General features: G+C 73.2%; 16 protein-coding genes. 9 read left to right on the top strand and 7 right to left on the bottom strand.

What is annotated here, in order from left to right:
* Positions 1-20 precede the first annotated feature (20 nt).
* The 4 genes from GTR00_RS03095 to GTR00_RS03080 all read right to left on the bottom strand — a co-directional run bounded on the left by GTR00_RS03095 (position 21) and on the right by GTR00_RS03080 (position 5,149).
* Positions 21-950: an ABC transporter permease gene (locus GTR00_RS03095; RefSeq protein ID WP_166610184.1), complete on the bottom strand. Its 930-nt coding sequence runs from the start codon at positions 948-950 to the stop codon at positions 21-23.
* Complete coding sequence (locus tag GTR00_RS03090; RefSeq protein ID WP_166610183.1) at positions 947-1,951, bottom strand: ABC transporter permease; 1,005 nt, start codon at positions 1,949-1,951, stop codon at positions 947-949. Before GTR00_RS03090 ends, GTR00_RS03095 begins: the two co-directional genes overlap by 4 nt.
* A 34-nt stretch (positions 1,952-1,985) precedes the next feature.
* Positions 1,986-3,692: an ABC transporter substrate-binding protein gene (locus GTR00_RS03085; protein ID WP_166610182.1), complete on the bottom strand. Its 1,707-nt coding sequence runs from the start codon at positions 3,690-3,692 to the stop codon at positions 1,986-1,988.
* 278 nt (positions 3,693-3,970) lie between these two features.
* Complete coding sequence (locus GTR00_RS03080; RefSeq protein ID WP_166610181.1) at positions 3,971-5,149, bottom strand: acyl-CoA dehydrogenase family protein; 1,179 nt, start codon at positions 5,147-5,149, stop codon at positions 3,971-3,973.
* 71 nt (positions 5,150-5,220) lie between these two features.
* Between GTR00_RS03080 and GTR00_RS03075 the strand changes: the two genes are divergently transcribed.
* Positions 5,221-5,910 carry a QsdR family transcriptional regulator gene (locus GTR00_RS03075; RefSeq protein WP_323132171.1) on the top strand — a complete coding sequence of 230 codons (690 nt, stop codon included), beginning with the start codon at positions 5,221-5,223 and terminating at the stop codon, positions 5,908-5,910.
* Positions 5,911-5,999: 89 nt separating this feature from the next.
* Entirely contained in the window at positions 6,000-6,644 is a 645-nt protein-coding gene (locus GTR00_RS03070; RefSeq protein ID WP_166610180.1) for a CBS domain-containing protein, read from the top strand.
* Between the two features lie 28 nt (positions 6,645-6,672).
* Here GTR00_RS03070 and uriH read toward each other — a convergent pair whose 3' ends face one another.
* Positions 6,673-7,644, bottom strand: a complete 972-nt coding sequence (gene uriH / locus GTR00_RS03065) for a uridine-preferring nucleoside hydrolase UriH (protein ID WP_166610179.1) — start codon at positions 7,642-7,644, stop codon at positions 6,673-6,675.
* 800 nt (positions 7,645-8,444) lie between these two features.
* A complete protein-coding gene (locus GTR00_RS25480; RefSeq protein ID WP_323132170.1) occupies positions 8,445-9,437 on the bottom strand; it encodes a helix-turn-helix transcriptional regulator in 993 nt (330 codons plus the stop codon).
* Between the two features lie 401 nt (positions 9,438-9,838).
* Here GTR00_RS25480 and GTR00_RS03055 point away from each other — a divergent pair, with 401 nt between their 5' ends.
* The 7 genes from GTR00_RS03055 (at position 9,839) to GTR00_RS03025 (ending at position 16,034) form a co-directional block, all read left to right on the top strand.
* Positions 9,839-10,999, top strand: a complete 1,161-nt coding sequence (locus GTR00_RS03055; protein ID WP_166610178.1) for a glutathione-independent formaldehyde dehydrogenase — start codon at positions 9,839-9,841, stop codon at positions 10,997-10,999.
* A 1-nt stretch (position 11,000) separates the two neighbouring features.
* The gene (locus tag GTR00_RS03050; RefSeq protein ID WP_166610177.1) at positions 11,001-11,576 is read left to right on the top strand and encodes a type 1 glutamine amidotransferase domain-containing protein; all 576 of its coding nucleotides are present in this window, start codon (positions 11,001-11,003) and stop codon (positions 11,574-11,576) included.
* Positions 11,573-12,070, top strand: coding sequence for an SRPBCC family protein (locus tag GTR00_RS03045; RefSeq protein ID WP_166610176.1), 498 nt, complete (start codon positions 11,573-11,575; stop codon positions 12,068-12,070). Before GTR00_RS03050 ends, GTR00_RS03045 begins: the two co-directional genes overlap by 4 nt.
* Positions 12,067-13,242 carry a zinc-dependent alcohol dehydrogenase gene (locus GTR00_RS03040; RefSeq protein WP_166610175.1) on the top strand — a complete coding sequence of 392 codons (1,176 nt, stop codon included), beginning with the start codon at positions 12,067-12,069 and terminating at the stop codon, positions 13,240-13,242. Before GTR00_RS03045 ends, GTR00_RS03040 begins: the two co-directional genes overlap by 4 nt.
* A gap of 100 nt (positions 13,243-13,342) precedes the next feature.
* Positions 13,343-14,017 carry a DUF1345 domain-containing protein gene (locus tag GTR00_RS03035; RefSeq protein WP_166610174.1) on the top strand — a complete coding sequence of 225 codons (675 nt, stop codon included), beginning with the start codon at positions 13,343-13,345 and terminating at the stop codon, positions 14,015-14,017.
* Between the two features lie 332 nt (positions 14,018-14,349).
* The gene (locus GTR00_RS03030) at positions 14,350-15,018 is read left to right on the top strand and encodes a TetR/AcrR family transcriptional regulator (RefSeq protein WP_205704929.1); all 669 of its coding nucleotides are present in this window, start codon (positions 14,350-14,352) and stop codon (positions 15,016-15,018) included.
* Positions 15,015-16,034 carry a DMT family transporter gene (locus tag GTR00_RS03025; protein ID WP_205704928.1) on the top strand — a complete coding sequence of 340 codons (1,020 nt, stop codon included), beginning with the start codon at positions 15,015-15,017 and terminating at the stop codon, positions 16,032-16,034. The genes GTR00_RS03030 and GTR00_RS03025 overlap by 4 nt, the downstream gene beginning before the upstream one ends.
* Positions 16,035-16,161: 127 nt before the next feature.
* Here the strand turns inward: GTR00_RS03025 and GTR00_RS03020 are convergent, their stop codons facing one another.
* Entirely contained in the window at positions 16,162-17,013 is an 852-nt protein-coding gene (locus GTR00_RS03020) for a hypothetical protein (protein WP_166610173.1), read from the bottom strand.
* Positions 17,014-17,399 lie beyond the last annotated feature (386 nt).

The following is a 17,399-nucleotide window of genomic DNA, read 5'->3' as shown; positions in this document are numbered from 1 at the left end:
GGTCGTGGGCACGGGGGCGCTCACCGTTCGCTCCGGGGGTCGTGGGCCTCGCGCAGCGCCTCGCCGAGCAGGGTGAAGCCCAGCGCGGTCACGGCGATGCACAGGCCCGGGTACAGGGCCAGGCGGGGCGCCTGCTCCAGGCGGTCCTGGGCGGTGACGAGCATGCGCCCCCACTCGGCCACGGCCGGGTTGGGGTCGCCCAGGCCCAGGAAGGACAGGGCGGCGACCTCGATGACGGCGGTGGCCAGCACGAGGGTGGCCTGCACCAGCACCGGTCCCAGGGAGTTGGGCAGCATGTGGCCCACGACGATGCGCCGCTGGCGCAGGCCCAGCGAGCGCAGCGCCACGACGTACTCCTGGCTGCGCTGGGCCAGCAGGGAGGCGCGCAGCAGCCGCGCGAAGATCGGCACCTGGGCCGCGGCGACCGCCAGCATGATCGAGAGGCTGCCGCGCTCGATGAGGGCGGCGACGGAGACGGCCAGCAGCAGCGAGGGGATCGACAGCAGCACGTCGACCACGCGCATGACCGCGGTGTCGACCCAGCCGCCCAGGCCCCCGGCCAGCAGGCCCAGCACGGCGCCGGCGGCCAGGCCGACGGCGGTGGAGACCACGCCGATGACCAGCGAGGAGCGCGCGCCGTGGAGGAGCTGGGTCAGCAGGTCCGAGCCGAAGGCGTCCAGCCCCAGCGGGTGCCCGGGGCTCGGGCCGGGCACCGAGGTGGGGGTGACCTCGCTGAACCACTCGGCGCTGGCGGGCCGGTGCGGGGCCAGCAGCGGGGCCAGCAGCGCCACCAGGACGAAGGCGGCCACGAGCGCGGCACCGACCAGGCCGGCGGGGTTGCGGCGCAGGCGCCTCCAGGCGGCCAGCCAGGGGCCGGCGCCGGAGTCGCCGGTGGCCTCCGGCGGGGGTCCGCCGGCGGGCTGGGCGGCGACGGCGTCCAGAGCGGTCACGACACACGCACCCGGGGGTCGATGAGGCCGTAGCTGATGTCCACGGCGAGGTTGACGAGGGCGTACACGACGGCGATGAACAGGATGAACCCCTGCAGCACCGGGTAGTCGAGCTGGCTGATGGCGGCGAACAGGTAGCTGCCGATGCCGTTGATGGAGAAGACCGTCTCGGTGAGCACGGCGCCGGACAGCAGCGCCCCGGCCTGCAGGCCCAGCGTCGTGGACACCGGCAGCAGGGCGTTGCGCAGCACGTGGCGACGGCTGATGAGGGAGGCGGGCAGGCCCTTGGCGCGGGCGGTGCGCACGTGGTCCTCGTCGAGCACCTCGATGACGGAGGCGCGGGTGATGCGCACCACGATGGCCAGCGGGATCGAGCCCAGCGCCAGCGCGGGCAGCACCAGGTGCACCAGGGCGTCCCAGGAGGCGTCCCACTCGCGGGTGAGCAGGCCGTCCAGGACGTAGAAGCCGGTGACGCGGGTGGCGTCGATGCGGGGGTCCTGGCGCCCGGAGGTGGGGAACCAGCCCAGCTCGATGCTCAGCAGGTACTTCAGCAGCACCGCCAGGAAGAACACCGGCACCACGACGCCGAGCAGGGAACCGCCGACGACGAGGTTGTCCAGCGGCCCCCCGCGCCGGCGGGCCGCCAGGTACCCCAGGGGGATCCCGACGGCCACGGCCAGCAGCAGGGCCGCGAGCGACAGCTCGATCGTGGCGGGGAAGCGGTCGGCGAAGGTGCTCAGCACCGGTTCCCCGGTGTTGATGGAGGCGCCGAGGTCCCCGCGCAGCAGCCGTCCCAGGTAGGTCAGGTACTGCTGCCACACGGGCTGGTCGAAGCCGTAGCGCTCGTTGACCGCGGCGATGCCCGCGGGGGTGGCCTTCTCGCCCAGCAGCGCCCGGGCGGGGTCGCCGGGCAGGGCCCGCACCCAGGCGAACAGCAGCAGGGACAGGCCGAACAGGACGAGGACGAGCAGGGCCAGGCGCCGCACGACGAGGGTCAGCACGAACCCTCCCGGCGCCGGTGGCGACGGTGCGGCATCAGCTGTCGGCGCTCACCGTGACGGTGTTCCACACCTCGTCCTGCACGGGGCTGGCGGTGTAGCCCTCCACGCCGGGGGCGAAGGCCAGCGAGGGCACGGGGCTGGCGACGGGGATCCCGGGCAGCAGGGTCATGATCTGCTCGTTGAGGTCCTGGTACGCCTGCTCCTGCTCCTGCTTACTGGTGGCGGTGCGTGCGGCGGCCAGGCCCTGGAACAGGCCCTGGTCCTCGAAGCCCCACTCGTTGGTCCTGGCGCCGAAGAACACCCCGATGAAGTTGTCGGGGTCGTTGTAGTCGCCGGTCCAGCCCAGCAGGTGGATGCCGTGCTCGGTGCCGCCCTGCACGGTGCCCAGGTAGTTCGGGCTCCACTGCTCGGCGACGGGCGTGGTGGTGATGCCGACGGCGTTGAGCTGGCTGTTGATCGCGTTGTAGATGGTCGCCGGGTCGGGCATGTAGGGGCGCGAGACGTCCGTGGGGTAGTTGAACGGGATCGTCAGGTTCGCCTGCCCGGCCTCGGCGAGCAGGCGCCGGGCGGTGTCGGGGTCGTACTCGTAGGTGGTGACGCCCTCGTTCCAGCCGATGACGTTGCTGGGCATGAACTGGGTGGCGACCTCGGTGCCCTCGGGCAGCGCGTTGCGCACCACGGCCTCCTTGTCGATCGCGTGCGCGATCGCCTGGCGGACCTTCAGGTCGTTCAGCGGCGGGTACGCCTGGTTGATGCCGAGGTAGAGGATGTTGAAGGCGGGGCGGTCCTGGATCTGGAACCCGCCGTCCTGCAGGGTGGCGACGTCGGCCGGTGCGACGAGGTCGTAGCCGTCGATGTCGCCGTTCTGCAAGGCCTGGCGGCGCGCGGTGCCGTCACCGATGAACTGCACGATGGCGGTGGCGACCTTGGCCTTCTCGCCCCAGTAGGTGTCGTTGCGCTTGAGGGTGATCTGCTGCCCGCGCTGCCAGGAGTCGACGACGAACGGGCCGGTGCCCACGACGCCGCCGGTGGCGTAGGCGCTCTGGCGCGGGTCGCTGCCGTCGCTGCCGTTGCCGCCGCCGGCCTCGACGGCCTCGGTGTCCTGCATGGCGAACGCCGGCAGGGTCAGCGAGGCCAGGAACCCGGCGAACGGGGTGGTGAGGTTGACGGTGACGGTGCCGTCGGGGTTGGCGGTGCTGCCGGCGTACAGGCTGGTGGTGAGCGCGGGGTCGTCGTTGACCTTGAAGCCGCGGAAGATCGAGCGGTAGTAGTACGCCAGGTCCTCGCCCTGGGCGAGGCCGCGCAGGCCGTACCAGCGCTCGAAGTTCGCCACGACGGCGGCCGCGTCGAACGGCTTGCCGTTGGAGAACGTCACGTCCGGCTGCAGGGTGAACGTGTAGCTGAGGCCGTCCTCGGACTGGGTCCACTCCGTGGCCAGCGAGGGGGCCAGTTCCGTGGTGCCCGGCTCGGTGGAGACCAGGCCCTCGAAGACCTGGCGGGTGATGCGGAACGTCTCGCCGTCGGAGGCGAACACCGGGTCCAGCGAGTCGGGGTCGGAGGAACCGCCGAACACGAAGGTGTCGCGGGTGGCGCCGGCGCCACCGCCCCCCTCAGCGGCCCCGTCGCGCTCGCTCTCGGCGCAGGCGCTGGCGGTGACCAGCGCCGCGGCCCCCAGGGAGGCCAGCGTGAAGGCGCGGCGGGTGGGGCGGCTCGTCTCGTCCGTCCCGGGCAGCTCGGTCATCGGTTCCTCGTTCCGGCATCGGTGGGTGCAGCGGTGTCGTGCGGTGTCCTGCGGGCTCGTCGGGGCCCGCGGGCGCGCCGCGGCGTCGCCGCCGCGTCGCGGCGTCGTCGCGCCGGCCGCCGGTCCCGCACGGCCAGTGGGGAACGTAGGCGATCAGGGCGTGTTCACCAACGCCACGCCGCGCGTGTCACACATTCGTTACACGGGCGCGCTCGCGGCAGGTTCGCCCACGGCGGCCCCGGCGCGGTGGGCAGAGTGCCCACCCGGGCCCGCGCCCGTCAGGCGAAGGCGGCGTGGCCGGTGACGGCGCGCCCGACGATGAGGGTGTTCATCTCCCGGGTGCCCTCGTAGGAGTAGATCGCCTCCGCGTCGGCGAAGTGGCGCGCCACGCCGTGCTCGGGGACGATCCCGTTGCCGCCGAGCACCTCCCGGCAGCGGGCGACGGTCTCGCGCATGCGGGTGGTGGTGTACGCCTTGGCCAGCGCGGAGTGCGCGTCGTGCTGGCGGCCGGCGTCGAGCAGGCGGGAGACCTGCACGCACATCGCCAGCGAGGCGGTGATGTCGCCCAGGCTGCGCACGAGCAGGTCCTGCACGAGCTGGCGGGCGGCGATCGGCCTGCCGAACTGCTCGCGCCGCTTGGCGTACGCCAGCGCGGCCTCGTAGGCGCCCATGGCCACGCCGACGGCCTGCCAGGCGACCTCGGCGCGCGTCAGGCGCAGCACGGTGGCGGTGTCCTTGAAGGAGCGCGCACCGGCCAGGCGGCGCTCCTCGGGCACCCGCACGCCGTCGAGCACGACGTCGGCGTTCTGGACGGTGCGCAGCGCGATCTTGTCCTCGATCCTGGTGGCGGTGAAGCCGGGGGTGTCCCTGGTGACGAGGAAGCCCTTGACCTGGTCGTCGGCGACGTCGCGCGCCCACACGACGACGACGTCGGCGAAGGTGGCGTTGCCGATCCAGCGCTTGGCGCCGTCGAGCACCCACGTGCCGCCCTCGCGGCGGGCGGTGGTCGTCAGGCCCCTGGCGGCGTCGGAGCCGGAACCGGGCTCGGTCAGGCCGAAGGCGCCCACCAGCTCCCCGCGCGCCATGGGCGGCAGCCACCGCTCGCGCTGCTCGGGGGAGCCGGTGACGGCGATGGAGCCCATCGCCAGGCCGTTGGTGACACCGACGAAGGTGGCGATGGAGGCGTCCACGCGGGAGAGCTCCATGGCGACCCAGCCGCGGTGCACCGCGGAGCTCTCGAAGCGGCGCGTCTCCGGCCAGGCGGCGCCGTAGCAGCCCAGCTCGGCCAGCGGCTTGACGACCTCGGCGGGGAACTCCGCGCGCACCCAGCAGGCGTCGGCGATCGGCCGCACGGAGGTCTCCAGGTACTCGCGCAGGGCGAGCACGGCCTGCTTCTCGCGGGCGGTGAGGGCGTCGTCCTGGAAGGCGTAGAAGTCGCTGGGCAGGAGGTCGGTCACGGTGCTCCCCGTCGCTGGTCCGGTGGCGCGCCGGTGCGCCACGCGACCCCCAGTCTGCAACACTCACGCGGGTGTTGCACGCACCGGGGGTCCTGTCCCTGCCGCTGGGCCGGCGCGGGGCGGTGCTCGTGCCCACCGCGCTCTCGCGCCGGCTGGCCGCCGGCGGCGGCAGCGGCGACGCGGTGCACGCCTTCCGCCTGGCCCGGCGGGGCTTCATCGCCGGCGAGCGCCTGGACGTCAGCGCGCTGGCCGCGCAGCTGGGCGTGGACCGCACCTCGGTGTTCCGCTGGGTCGGCAACCGCGACGCGCTGCTGTCGGAGCTGCTGTGGTCGCTGGCCGAGCCGACGCTGGACCGCGTCGACGCCGACGTGCGCGCGCAGGGTGCGCGCGGCGGCGAGCGCGTGGTGGCGGTGCTGACCCGCTTCACCGACGCGATGATCTCCGCGCCGTACTTCCGCGCGTTCCTGCACCGCGAGCCGGTGCGGGCGCTGAAGCTGCTGACGACGGCGGCCAGCGAGGTGCAGCGGCGCTTCACCGCGACGGTGGGGACGCTGCTGGAGGAGGAGACCGGGCGCGGCTGGGCGCCGCCGCCGCTGCCGGCGCACGACCTGGCGTACCTGCTGGTGCGGGTGGCGGAGTCGTACACGTACGCGGACCTGCTGGCCGGCGAGCGCCCGGACACCGCGCGGGCCGCGGCGGCCCTGGCGCACGTGGTGCGCACCGGACCGGGCGAGGACGCCGCGCGGGACGGCGGCGCGTGACGCGCCTCCCTGGCGGGTCCGGCGCGAACGAGGGAGCATCGGGTCAGCAGCGCCGCGAGGGTCGCGGCGCGCGCCGGGAGGTGGTCGGGGTGCTGGTCCGCGAGGCGATGACGGTCCCGGTGGTGACCGTGCTGGACGACGACGAGGTGGCGCACGCGGCGCGCACCCTGCTGCACCACCGCGTCTCCTCCGTGCCCGTGCTGGACGGCGACGGGCACCTGGTGGGGATGGTCAGCGAGAGCGACCTGCTGCGCGACCGCCTCGGCAGCGACCCGCGCAGCCACGAGATGGACCGCGACGGCGACAGCGGCGACGGCGGGGCGCCGCCGCGCACGGTGGCGGAGGTGATGTCGACGCGGCCGCTGACGGTGGAGCCGGGCGCGGACCTGTCCACGGCGGCGGCGCTGCTGCTGGACCACGGCATCCACGCCGCCCCGGTGTGCGACGGTCGGCGGCTGGTGGGGGTCCTGGCGCGCCGCGACGTGCTGCGCACCGTCGCCCACCCGGACGAGGACGTGCGCGAGGCGGCGCTGGCGCGGCTGGCGGAGGACCTGCCGGGGCAGCCGTGGCGGGTGGAGGTCGAGGACGGGGTGGTCACCCTGGACGGGGTGCACGACCCCGGTCAGCGGCGCATCGCGGCGGTGCTGCTGCGCACGGTGGCGGGCGTGGTGCACGTGAGCGGCGTGGACGCGCACGTCTCGATCGACCAGCCGGTGGCGCGCCCGCGCCCGTGAGGGCGCCGGGCGGGGGCGGTGGGCGCGCTCACCGCCCCCGGACCGCGGCGGGCGGCTCCCCCGGCTCGCCGATGCGCTCGAGGGCGTCGACGACCAGGGCCCAGAACCGCTCGCGGTCCAGCTCCAGGGCCGCGGAGGTGCGGCAGCCGGCGGGGGCGGGGGCGCGGAAGTCCGCGACCGTCATGCCCAGGGTGTGCGTGCCGGTCGTCTCCACCGCGATCGGCACCGGCACCGCGCGCACGACGGTGGCGTCGATGACGCGGGCGACGGCGCACGGGTCGTGCACGGGCGGGGCGTCGAAGCCCTGCACGTCGCGGTAGGTGCGGGCGAAGAAGTCGAGCAGCTCGCCGACGAAGCGGGCCGGTCCGGTGCCGACGGCCGCGATCGCCGCGCGCACGTCCGGGGTGGCCAGCGCCTGGTGGGTCAGGTCGAGGCCGACCATGACGACCGGCCAGCCGGCGGAGAAGACGACGTGCGCGGCCTCGGGGTCGACGGCGACGTTGAACTCGGCGACGGCGCTGTGGTTGCCCACGTGCACGCCCCCGCCCATGAGGACGACCTCCTCGACGCGCTCGACGATGCGCGGCTCCCGGCGCGCGGCCAGGGCGATGTTCGTCAGGGCGCCGGTGGGCACGAGCGTGACGGTGCCGGGCTCGTGGGCCATCACGGTGTCGACGATGAGGTCCACCGCGTGGCGGGGGTCGAGCGCGAACGCCGGCTCGGGCAGCTGCGGGCCGTCGAGGCCGGACTCGCCGTGGATGTCGGCGGCGGTCGCGGCGGGGCGCACCAGCGGCCGGTCGGCGCCGGCGGCGAACGGCACGCCGGTGATGCCGGCGACGCGCGCCACCGCCAGGGCGTTGCGGGTGACCTTCTCCAGCGTCTGGTTGCCCGCGACGGTGGTCACGGCGAGCAGCTCGACGTCGGGGTTGCCGTGCGCGAGCAGCATCGCGATGGCGTCGTCGTGACCGGGGTCGCAGTCCAGGACGATCTTCTGCGGCACGGGGCGCTCCCCTCCGTCGGGGTACCGGGACGGCGTCCGGCCCACTGAACAGCCTCCGGCACCGCGCGTCAAAGGCCCGGCGCCGCGCGGCAAAGGCCCGGCGCCGCGCGTGTCATGTCGCAGGACATCGGTGACAGTTCCGCATCAAGACATCGGTGACGCTTCCAGCCGTCGTGGTGGTGACACTTCTCGGTCCTCTGGCCCCGCCCTGCGGCACTCCGCCAGCCACCGCGGAGCATGGACCTCCCCCTGCGTGAGGTGCCGGGAGCAGCGGGGAGCGCATGGCCGGCGGGCGGCCACGGCCAGGCGAGCAGCACCAGCGGAGCCGTCAGCGGCTCACCCGCACCGCCTCGACTTCACGGTCACGGACGTCACGGTCATGCCGATGACCGAGGGGTCACCGAACATGACGACCACCCGCACATCGGCGAAGAGCGGATGGTGGTCAGGCCATCTGGGGTTGCTCTCAGCCTGGGCTTCTTCCTCACGCAGGCGCAATGACTGGAACGAGGCTGTCTTCGATGAGGACGTCGCATTCGTCAGCCAGGAACTTCCAAGCGCCGGACGTCGGGCCGGGCGAGGTGTGGCGTCACCCCACGGCGCGGAATCCCGGGCGCCTTCCCACCGCGCTTGGTCGCCACGGGCGCCGACGTCGTCGCAACCCCCCTCAGGCCGCACTCCGACCCGGTCCGCCTCGCGGTCGCCCTCCTCGACGCGACGACGCTGCCCGCGGCTGGTGCGCGTCCCCTGAGGATCCTGGGGGCACTGCCGTGTGCAGGAGCGGAGCTACGCGGGAGGCCTCACACCCAGGCAGCAGTGTCGGGCAGGGCCCGCTGCCGGTGGTGCAACGCGGGGACGTACACGCCCTCGCGCTCGGCGCGGACGGCCGCAAGGGTCCTGGTCGGGGTCCCGAGCTTGTGGAGGATGTGTTCGAGATGGGTCGCCACGGTCCGCGGGGCCACGACGAGCGCGGCGGCGATCTTCTGGTTGGAGCAGCCCTCGACCAGGAATCCCAGCACCTCCAGCTCCCTCGGGGTGAGTCCGCGCAGGTCGGGTGGGGGGGACAGCAGGACCACCGCGGTGAGCCACAGGGCCACGTCCTCGGGAGGCGTCAAGACGGTGACCCGGACGTGCCCGTCCGGCGCGTGCGCGCCGCTCAGCGGCCAGAGGAACGACGCGCAGACCTGCCCGGCGCCCGCCCGTTCCCTGGCGGCGGCCACAAGGGGTGAGTCGGCCCGCAGAACGTCGTCCGTCGGCAGGCCCGGCAGCTGCCGGCAGTCGCCGTCGGCGAGCAGCACCAGGCCCGCCCGGGCACCGCGGACCAGGCGGGCGGCGTCCACCAGCGACCGCATCGGGTCGAGGCCGCGGGCGAGCACCGGTGCGAGCTGCCCCAGGCGGCGGCGGGTGGTCGGGGACGGCGGCTGCGGGCTGGCGGACAGCACGGCGAGGTGGCCGACGTGGCGCTGCCCGGGGGCGAAGAGAGCCACGCCCAGCCCTTCGCGGATCCCCGCCGGGATCAGAGCCTCGGCCCACGTCGGGAGCTCCTCGGCGGGGTAGGGCAGGTCCGAGGGGCTCAGGGGTGGACGTTCCCGGTCGGTGCCGGTAACCTCGATGTCCTCCGTCAGCTGCGGGCCCGCGAGGAAGTCGATGGTCCGGCCATCCAGGTCGATGGTCACCAGGGCGTGGTAGCGGTCGTCCAGCGGATCGGCGAACGCCAGGAAAGCGCCGTCGAAGGGCACCACGCGGCGCAGGATCTCGAGCATCGTGCGACCGCGCTCCGTGGTGCTCCCCACCGAGGCGGCGGTCTCCGCCAACAGCAGCCCAGCTTCTCGTTGCGTGTGCACGTCTGCCCCCTGCCGGTCATCGCCGGAACGGATGGGCGCTACGCCGCAGCACCTGCTCGACCGGAGGCGACGGTCACCAGGCCAATGATATCGCGCGGAATCCAAGACTTTCACCCTTAACCCCCGTCGACACGGTCTAGCGACTGCCGTCCACCGTGGAGCACCGCGCACCATCCTCGGGGCGGTCGAGGACCCGGGACGCTCGTGATGACCCGGCGGAGGCCGTCCGGCTGCCGACGGCGGAGCGGTATCGGCAGGTCTGCCGATACCGGGCTCGAGACCGCGGCGGTTGACTGCTGTCCCGCCTCCGAACCGGGAGGCGAGGAGGTCGGCTCGGAGGAGGAGGCATCGTGAAGGCTGTGGTCTACGAGGCGCCGCGGCAGGTCAGCGTCAAGGACGTGCCGGACGCGCGGATCGAGCGCGCGACCGACGTCCTCGTCCGCATCACCTCGGCGAACATCTGCGGCTCGGACCTGCACATGTACGAGGGCCGGACCGACTTCGAGCCCGGCCGCTGGTTCGGGCACGAGAACCTCGGCCAGGTCGTCGAGGTCGGCGAGGGGGTCGACAAGATCAGGGTGGGCGACTGGGTCGTCCTGCCATTCAACATCGCCTGCGGGCACTGCAAGAACTGCGAACGCCAGCTCACGAACTACTGCCTCACCGCACAGCCGGAACCGGCGATGGCCGGCGCCGCGTACGGCTTCGCCGACATGGGCCCCTACGGCGGTGGGCAGGCTGAGCTGCTGCGCGTGCCCTGGGGGGACTTCAACTGCCTGCGTCTCGGCGAGGACGCCGAGCAGCGCCAGAGCGACTACGTGATGCTCGCCGACATCTTCCCCACCGGCTACCACGCCACCGAGCTGGCCGGGGTCCAGCCGGGCGACCAGACGGTGATCTACGGCGCGGGCCCGGTCGGGCTGATGGCCGCCCTCTCGGCGACCCTGCGCGGGGCGGGAAAGGTGATGGTCGTCGACCGCCAACCGGACCGGCTGCGGCTGGCCGAATCGATCGGCGCGATCGCCATCGACGACTCGAAGGTCGATCCGGTGCAGGCGGTCCTGGAGGAGACGATGGGGCTCGGCGCGGACAACGGCTGCGAATGCGTCGGCTACCAGGCGCACGAGCCGGACGGGCAGGAGCAGGCCAACCTGACCATGAACCGGCTGGTCGCCTCGGTGCGCTTCACCGGCAGGATCGGCTGCGTCGGCGTCTTCGTCCCCCAGGATCCCGGAGCCGGCGACGAACTGGCCAGGCAGGGCAAGATCGCCTTCGACTACGGCATGTTCTGGTTCAAGGGTCAGCACCTCGGCACCGGCCAGGCGCCGGTCAAGAAGTACAACCGGCAGCTGCGTGACCTCATCGCCGGGGGCAAGGCCGAGCCGTCGTTCATCGTGAGCCACGAGCTGCCCCTCGACCAGGCGCCGGAGGCCTACGAGCACTTCGACAAGCGGGACGACGGCTGGACGAAGGTCGTCCTGCACCCGGCGGCCGCCGGATCGGGGGCCTGACATGGCCGGCGTGCTGGCCGGGCGGCGGGTGGCGATCCTGGCGGCGGACGGTGTGGAGCGGGTCGAGCTGGAACAGCCGCGGCAGGCGCTGGAGGACGCCGGCGCCCGCACCGTCGTCGTCTCCCTGGCCAGCGGTGAGATCCAGGCGCGTGATCACGACCTGGAGGCCGCGGGCACCTTCGCGGTCGAGGAACTGGTCGATGCGGTCTCGGTGGACGACTTCGAGGCGCTGCTCCTGCCGGGCGGGACGGTGAACCCGGACAAGCTGCGGATGGAACCCGCCGCGGTGCGGTTCGTCCGGAACTTCGTCCGGTCGGGCAAGCCGGTCGCCTCGATCTGCCACGGCCCGTGGAACCTCGTCGAAGCCGACGTCGTGCGCGGTTGCCGGCTGACGTCCTGGCCCAGCGTGCGCACCGACCTGCGCAACGCCGGTGCGGAGGTGGTCGACGAGGAGGTGGTCACCGACGCCAACATCACGACCAGCCGGTCCCCGGAGGACCTGCCGGCGTTCTGCGAGCGCATCGTGCAGGAGTACGCCCGCGCTGCGCGGGCCGTGGGCGCGGGAGGCCGGACATGAACTCCCCCCTCACCAGCCTCGCCGGCGCGGCCTCCGTCGCCGCCCGGGCCGGGGGAGGCGTCGTCCGGCGGGTGCGCTCGGTGGTCTCCCCGTCCGCCTCGCGGCCCGCCGGCGGGGGATCGCCGGCGTCGGGGTGGCTCGCGGTGACCCTGTTCCGCTCGGTGAGCGACGTGGACCCCGCCCACCTGCCGGCGCCCCTGGCCGAGTTCGGTGGACGGATCGAAGTCCGCGTGCGCCCGGCCCCCGGCGGCAAGGGCACCGAACTGGCGGTGCGCCTCCGTGAGCGCCCGTCGGCGGGCTCACTGCCCCAGCGGTTGAGCGGCAGGGACCCGCAGGCGGACGTGCGCAGCGCCCTGCGCCGGGCCAAGCAGCTCATCGAGGTGGGTGAGGTGCTCGCCGTGGACCCCGCCCCGCACGGGGAGCGGACGGCGACCCCCGGCGGGGTGCTGCTGGAGAAGTGGACCGAGGTCGCCCCCGGGGCAGGTGTGCGGTGAAGGCGCTGACGTGGCGCGGGGTGAACGAGGTCGGGGTGGAGGACGTCCCCGAGCCCACGATCCTCAACGACCACGACGTCATCCTGGAGGTCGGCCTGTCGGTGACCTGCGGCTCCGACCTGCACCTGCTGGGCGGCTACGTCCCCGCGATGCGCGCCGGGGACGTGCTCGGCCACGAGTTCATGGGCACCGTCGTCGAGGTCGGCCGCGGGGTGACCAAGCACCACGTGGGCGACCGCGTGGTGGTGGTCTCGTTCATCGCCTGCGGGCAGTGCTGGTACTGCCGGCAGGGACTGTGGTCGCTGTGTGACAACGCCAACCCCAACCCGGGGATCACCGAGGCGCTGTGGGGCCAGGCCATCGGCGGCTGCTTCGGGTACTCCCACGCCCTGGGGGGCTGGGCGGGCAGCCACGCGCGCTACGTCCGCGTGCCCTACGCCGACCAAGGGGCGTTCCCCATCCCCGACGGCGTCTCCGACGAACGGGCGCTGTTCGCCTCCGACGCCGCACCCACCGGCTGGACGGGAGCGCACCAGGCCGGGGTCCAAGCCGGTGACGTGGTCGCCGTGTGGGGTGCGGGTGGCGTGGGGCAGATGGCCGCCCGAGCGGCCGCGCTCATGGGCGCCGAGCGCGTCGTGGTCATCGACCGCTTGGACAACCGCCTCGAACAGGTCCGCACCCACGTCGGGGCGGAGACCCTCGACTACACCCAGACCGACGTCCCCGCCGAGCTGCGGGAGATGACCGGTGGGCGGGGGCCGGACGTCTGCATCGAGGCGGTGGGCATGGAGGCCCACCGCCCGGGTCCCCAGCACGTCTACGACCAGGTCAAGCAGCAGCTGCGGCTGCAGACCGACCGGCCCACCGCCGTGCGCGAGGCGGTCTACGCCTGCCGCAAGGGCGGCACGGTGTTCACGCTCGGCGTCTTCGCCGGTCTCGTGGACAAGTTCCCCCTCGGCGCGGTGATGAACAAGGCGCTGACCCTGCGCGGTGCGCAGCAGCACGGACACCGCTATGTCCCCGAGATCCTGGACCGGATGAGCCGGGACGAGGTCAAGACCGAGCACCTCGCGACCCACGTCATGTCCCTGGAGGAGGGGCCGAAGGGCTACCGGATGTTCAAGGAGAAGGAGGACGGGTGCGTGCGTGCGGTGTTCCGTCCCGGGGCGTGACGCACCGGCCGCCGTCGCCCCTGGCCCCGCGACGGCCCCGGCGCCGGAACCAGCCCCCGGGCCGGGGCTGGCGCCTTCCCGCCGGGTGCGGGGGTGACCGGTGACCGCGACCCGCGGCGGGACGTCGGCGCCCGCCGCGCGCGGGGAGACGATCCTGTCGTGGCACCGCCTGCTCACCTGCCTGGGCGCCGGCCTCGTCGCGGGCGCTGCGACGGTGCTCGCGGGCGCACCCGAGCTCTCGGTGCTCATCGGCTGGTGCCTCGCAGCCGGCGCCCTGCTGGTCTGGGTCTGGCGGATCAGCTGGCCCCGCGACGCGCAGGGGACCAAGCGCCTGGCGGAGGAGGAGGGGCGGACCCGCGTGACGGACGCCGTGGTGCTGGGCGCGGCGGTGGCGAGCCTGGCCGCGGTCGTGGTGGCTCTCGTCCGCTCCGGTGCACAGGACGCCGTCGGGGTGGCCAGCGTGGTGCTCGGCGTCCTCGTAGTCATCCTGTCGTGGGCGCTGGTCAACACCGTCTTCGCGCTGAAGTACGCGCGGATGCACTACGACGGCCCCGACAGCGGGGTCGACTTCGGACAGCGGGAACCGCCGGCCTACAGCGACTTCGCCTACCTCGCCTTCACGGTGGGGATGAGCTTCGCCGTCCCCGACACCCAGCTGGGAAGCACACCGGTACGCAAGGTCGCCCTCGGCCACGCCCTGCTGTCCTACCTCTTCGGGACAGTGGTCATCGCCGTGGCCATCAACCTCGTCACCAACCTGGGGCAGCAGGGGTGAACCGATCCGCCCCCGTTGCTGAGGGCACGGCCAGGACGGACCGCAGCGTCGTCGGTCAACGGGGTCGGTCTTCTTCGACGGTGCCCGGTGCCCGGTACCCGGTACCCGGTGCGCTGAGCGCACGGGGGCGTGCTGCGGGGCCGCGTGAACCAGTCACCCGCTCACGCGGGGGATGATCCCGCGGTCATCCCGCGCTGTATGCGGTCTTCGGCGGCCGGCGACGTCACGGTCTTGGCGATGTCCGCCCGGTCGTCAACACCACACACCTTCCGTGTTCCGCTCCCTTCTTAGGTAGACTGGTCTACCTAAGAGCAGGTGAGCAGGGAGTGATCATGGCAACTGAGCCGACAACGACCGGCCGCAAGCAACCCGCGCGCGACCGCCTGCTGCAGGCCGCCGCGCGACGCTTCTACGCCGACGGCATCGCCGCCACCGGCATCGACACCATCACCGCCGAGGCCGGAGTGGCGAAGATGAGCCTGTACAACAACTTCGCCTCCAAGTCCGACCTCGTGCAGGCCTACCTGCTGGCCCGCCACCAGGAGTGGCTGCAGCTGTACGCCGCCCGCTGCACGCAGGTCGACGCCGGCGCGAACGTCGGCGCCGGCGGTCCCCGCGAGCGGGTGCTGGCCGTCTTCGACGCCTACCTCGACCACGCCGAGAGCGCCTACGAGCACGGCTTCCGCGGCTGCGGGCAGCTCAACGCCGCCGCTGAGCTCCCCGTCGGCGACCCCAGCCGCCTGGTGGTGCAGCAGCACAAGGAGGACGTCGAGACCATCGTGCGCGGCGAGCTGGAGCACCTGGCCAGTCCCGATCAGGCCGCGCAGGCCGCTGAGCACCTGACCTTCCTGCTGGAGGGCTCGATGGCCCGCGCCGGCCTGGACGGCTCACCCGAGCGCATCGTGCGCGCCAAGGCGATCGCCCAGCACATCCTCGACGACCTCACCCGACCCGACGCTCCACCTGCTGGCACCGGGACTGACACGGTCCACCAGTCGTGATCGCCATCGTCATCGCCGCGCTGCTGTGGGGGACCACCGGCACCGCGGCCACCCTCCTGCCCTCCACCGTCAGCCCCCTGGCCACCGGCGCAGCGACGATGGCCATCGGTGGGTTGCTGCTGGCCCTCAGCGCCCTCCGCCAGACGCTGGCCGTGCTGCGTTCAGGCCGCGGCGCCTGGGCGGTGCTGGTACCCGGCGCGTCGTGCGTGGCGATCTACCCGCTGGCCTTCTACACCTCGATGTCCCTGGCCGGGGTCGCCATCGGCAACGTGGTCTCCCTGGGCAGCGCACCGGTCTTCGCCGCCCTGCTCGAACGCTTCCTCGACCCCACGCACCGCCAGCGCCGGCTGCAACCGCACTGGGTGGCCGCAGCCGCCGTCTCCATCACCGGCGTCGCCGTCCTGGCCCTGTTCGGACACGGCACCGGCGCTGAGGCGACCGCGAGGACTGGCCAAGGGCACGCGACGGTGCTGGTCGGCATCGCCTGCGGTGCCCTGGCCGGGCTGACCTACGCCGGGTACACCTACACCGCCGGACGCCTCATCCACGACGGCTCCTCCTCGCGGGGTGCGATGGCCGCCCAGTTCGGCCTCGGAGCCGTGGTCCTGTGGCCGGTGCTCATCGCCACCGGTGGCCCCCTGCTCAGCGGCACGACCGGCCCCGCTGACGGCTCGGGTCGCGACACGATGCTGGCCACGCTGGTCGGAGCACCAGCGCCGTGGCAGGTCGTCACCTACCTGGCGCTGGGACCGATGTTCGCCGCCTACCTGCTCTTCGGGCGAGGGCTGCGCACCGTGGCCAGCTCACGCGCGACCACGCTGACGCTACTGGAGCCTTTCGTGGCTACCCTGCTCGCCGTCCTGGTCCTGGGTGAGCGCCTAACCCTCATCGGATGGGTGGGACTGGCGCTGGTCCTGGCCGGAGTCGTCGCGGTCGCCCTCGAAGCCGTTCGCGCACCAGACCCAAGGGCCCCGGCCACGCCAGCGAGCACCTCGATCAGCTCACGAGCTGTCTGACGATTTCGCGGTCATCCCGCTTATGTGGGTGATCCGTGGCGGCCGCGACCGCCCGGATCCGCCGAGGTGCGGAGGGTGCTCGGTGTCTGCATGACCCCTTCAGCCTGGTGCCTATGCGGCGCTCAGCTCACGCGTCCCCGAGCACCCGGGTGCTCCAGTCCGAGCAGTCCACGACGCGCACGCCGTTGTCCGTGAGCAAGATCAACGACCTGCCGGCGCGCGTGGTGGCCACATCGCGTGGGCGTTCACAGGGCTGCCTGTCCAGAACAGCCGCGTCGTAGTCGAGCCGCAGCAGGGACGCCTGCCCCTCATCGGTTTCATGCACCACCACCCAGGTGGCGGTGACCGGGTCGTGCACGAGGTGCCGGAAGTGGTCGGTCCACCTCGCGCGTTCCCGTCCCTCAGGGTCGAGGATGCGCAACGGCCCACCGATCTCGCAGGTCATCAGGTGCTCGCCGTCGGTGGCCGCTGACCAGACCGGGCTCAGACCCGTCGCGATGCGGGGTCCGGTGGGATCCAGCGAACGATCCAGCAGTCGGCACCAGCCGCCGCCCACCCCGAGCGAGAGATCGGGGGTCAGCGGGATCACCCTCAGCACTCCCCGCAGGGGACGCACCTCCTCGCCGGTGGCTGCCTGCAGCACGCGGGTGGCCCTGCGGAGGTGCGTGACGACGACGCGGCCTCCAGCCAGTGCGGTCACGGCCTCGACGTTGGTGCGGCTGCGGTCCTGCCACAGCCGCTCCCCCGACAGGTCGTAACCGCACACGCCGTGCCGCTCCCAGGCGCCGGCGACCACCACCGGGCGCTCACCGGGCACAAGCGCACCCCGCCAACCGACGCCAGAACCCCAGACCGTCTCGAGCGTTGCGATGCGCTCGGTACGCGTCAGCGACCACACGTCCACGAGCCCTCCGGGCGCGGCGGCGGCCAGCAGGTCCTCTTCCCAAGGCGGCGTCGCCACGTTGAGCAGGTCGATCATCGGTGAGACCCCTCGAAGATCATGTCGAGGACTCTGCCCGGTGGATCCGACATCAGCGTCCCCGTAAGGCCAACCCCTGTTCAACCTGCAGGGCGCGGTCGGATAACGCCAGGACCGACGTCACGGTCATCCCGCGGTGCGCGTGGTCTCCAGCGGCTGACAGCGACCTCTCATGGCGATAAGCGAGGTCAAGCTGAGCGCGACGACCACTTGTATACCGCCGCGATCGGCCTGCCCAGCGATCACTGCTGAGGCACAGTGAGCCGGTGACCGTGACCCTGCTTCACGACGCCACCCCGGCCGCCTGGATCGACGCCGCCGACCTGTCCTGGAGCAAGCTGATCTGCCTCGGACCGGATGGCTTCGAGCGCTGCACCCGGCTGTGC

Source organism: Kineococcus indalonis, assembly GCF_009906395.1.
GTDB lineage: Bacteria > Actinomycetota > Actinomycetes > Actinomycetales > Kineococcaceae > Kineococcus > Kineococcus indalonis.
Note: the sequence above shows the minus strand (reverse complement) of the source record. Positions and strands in the feature narration are given on the sequence as shown.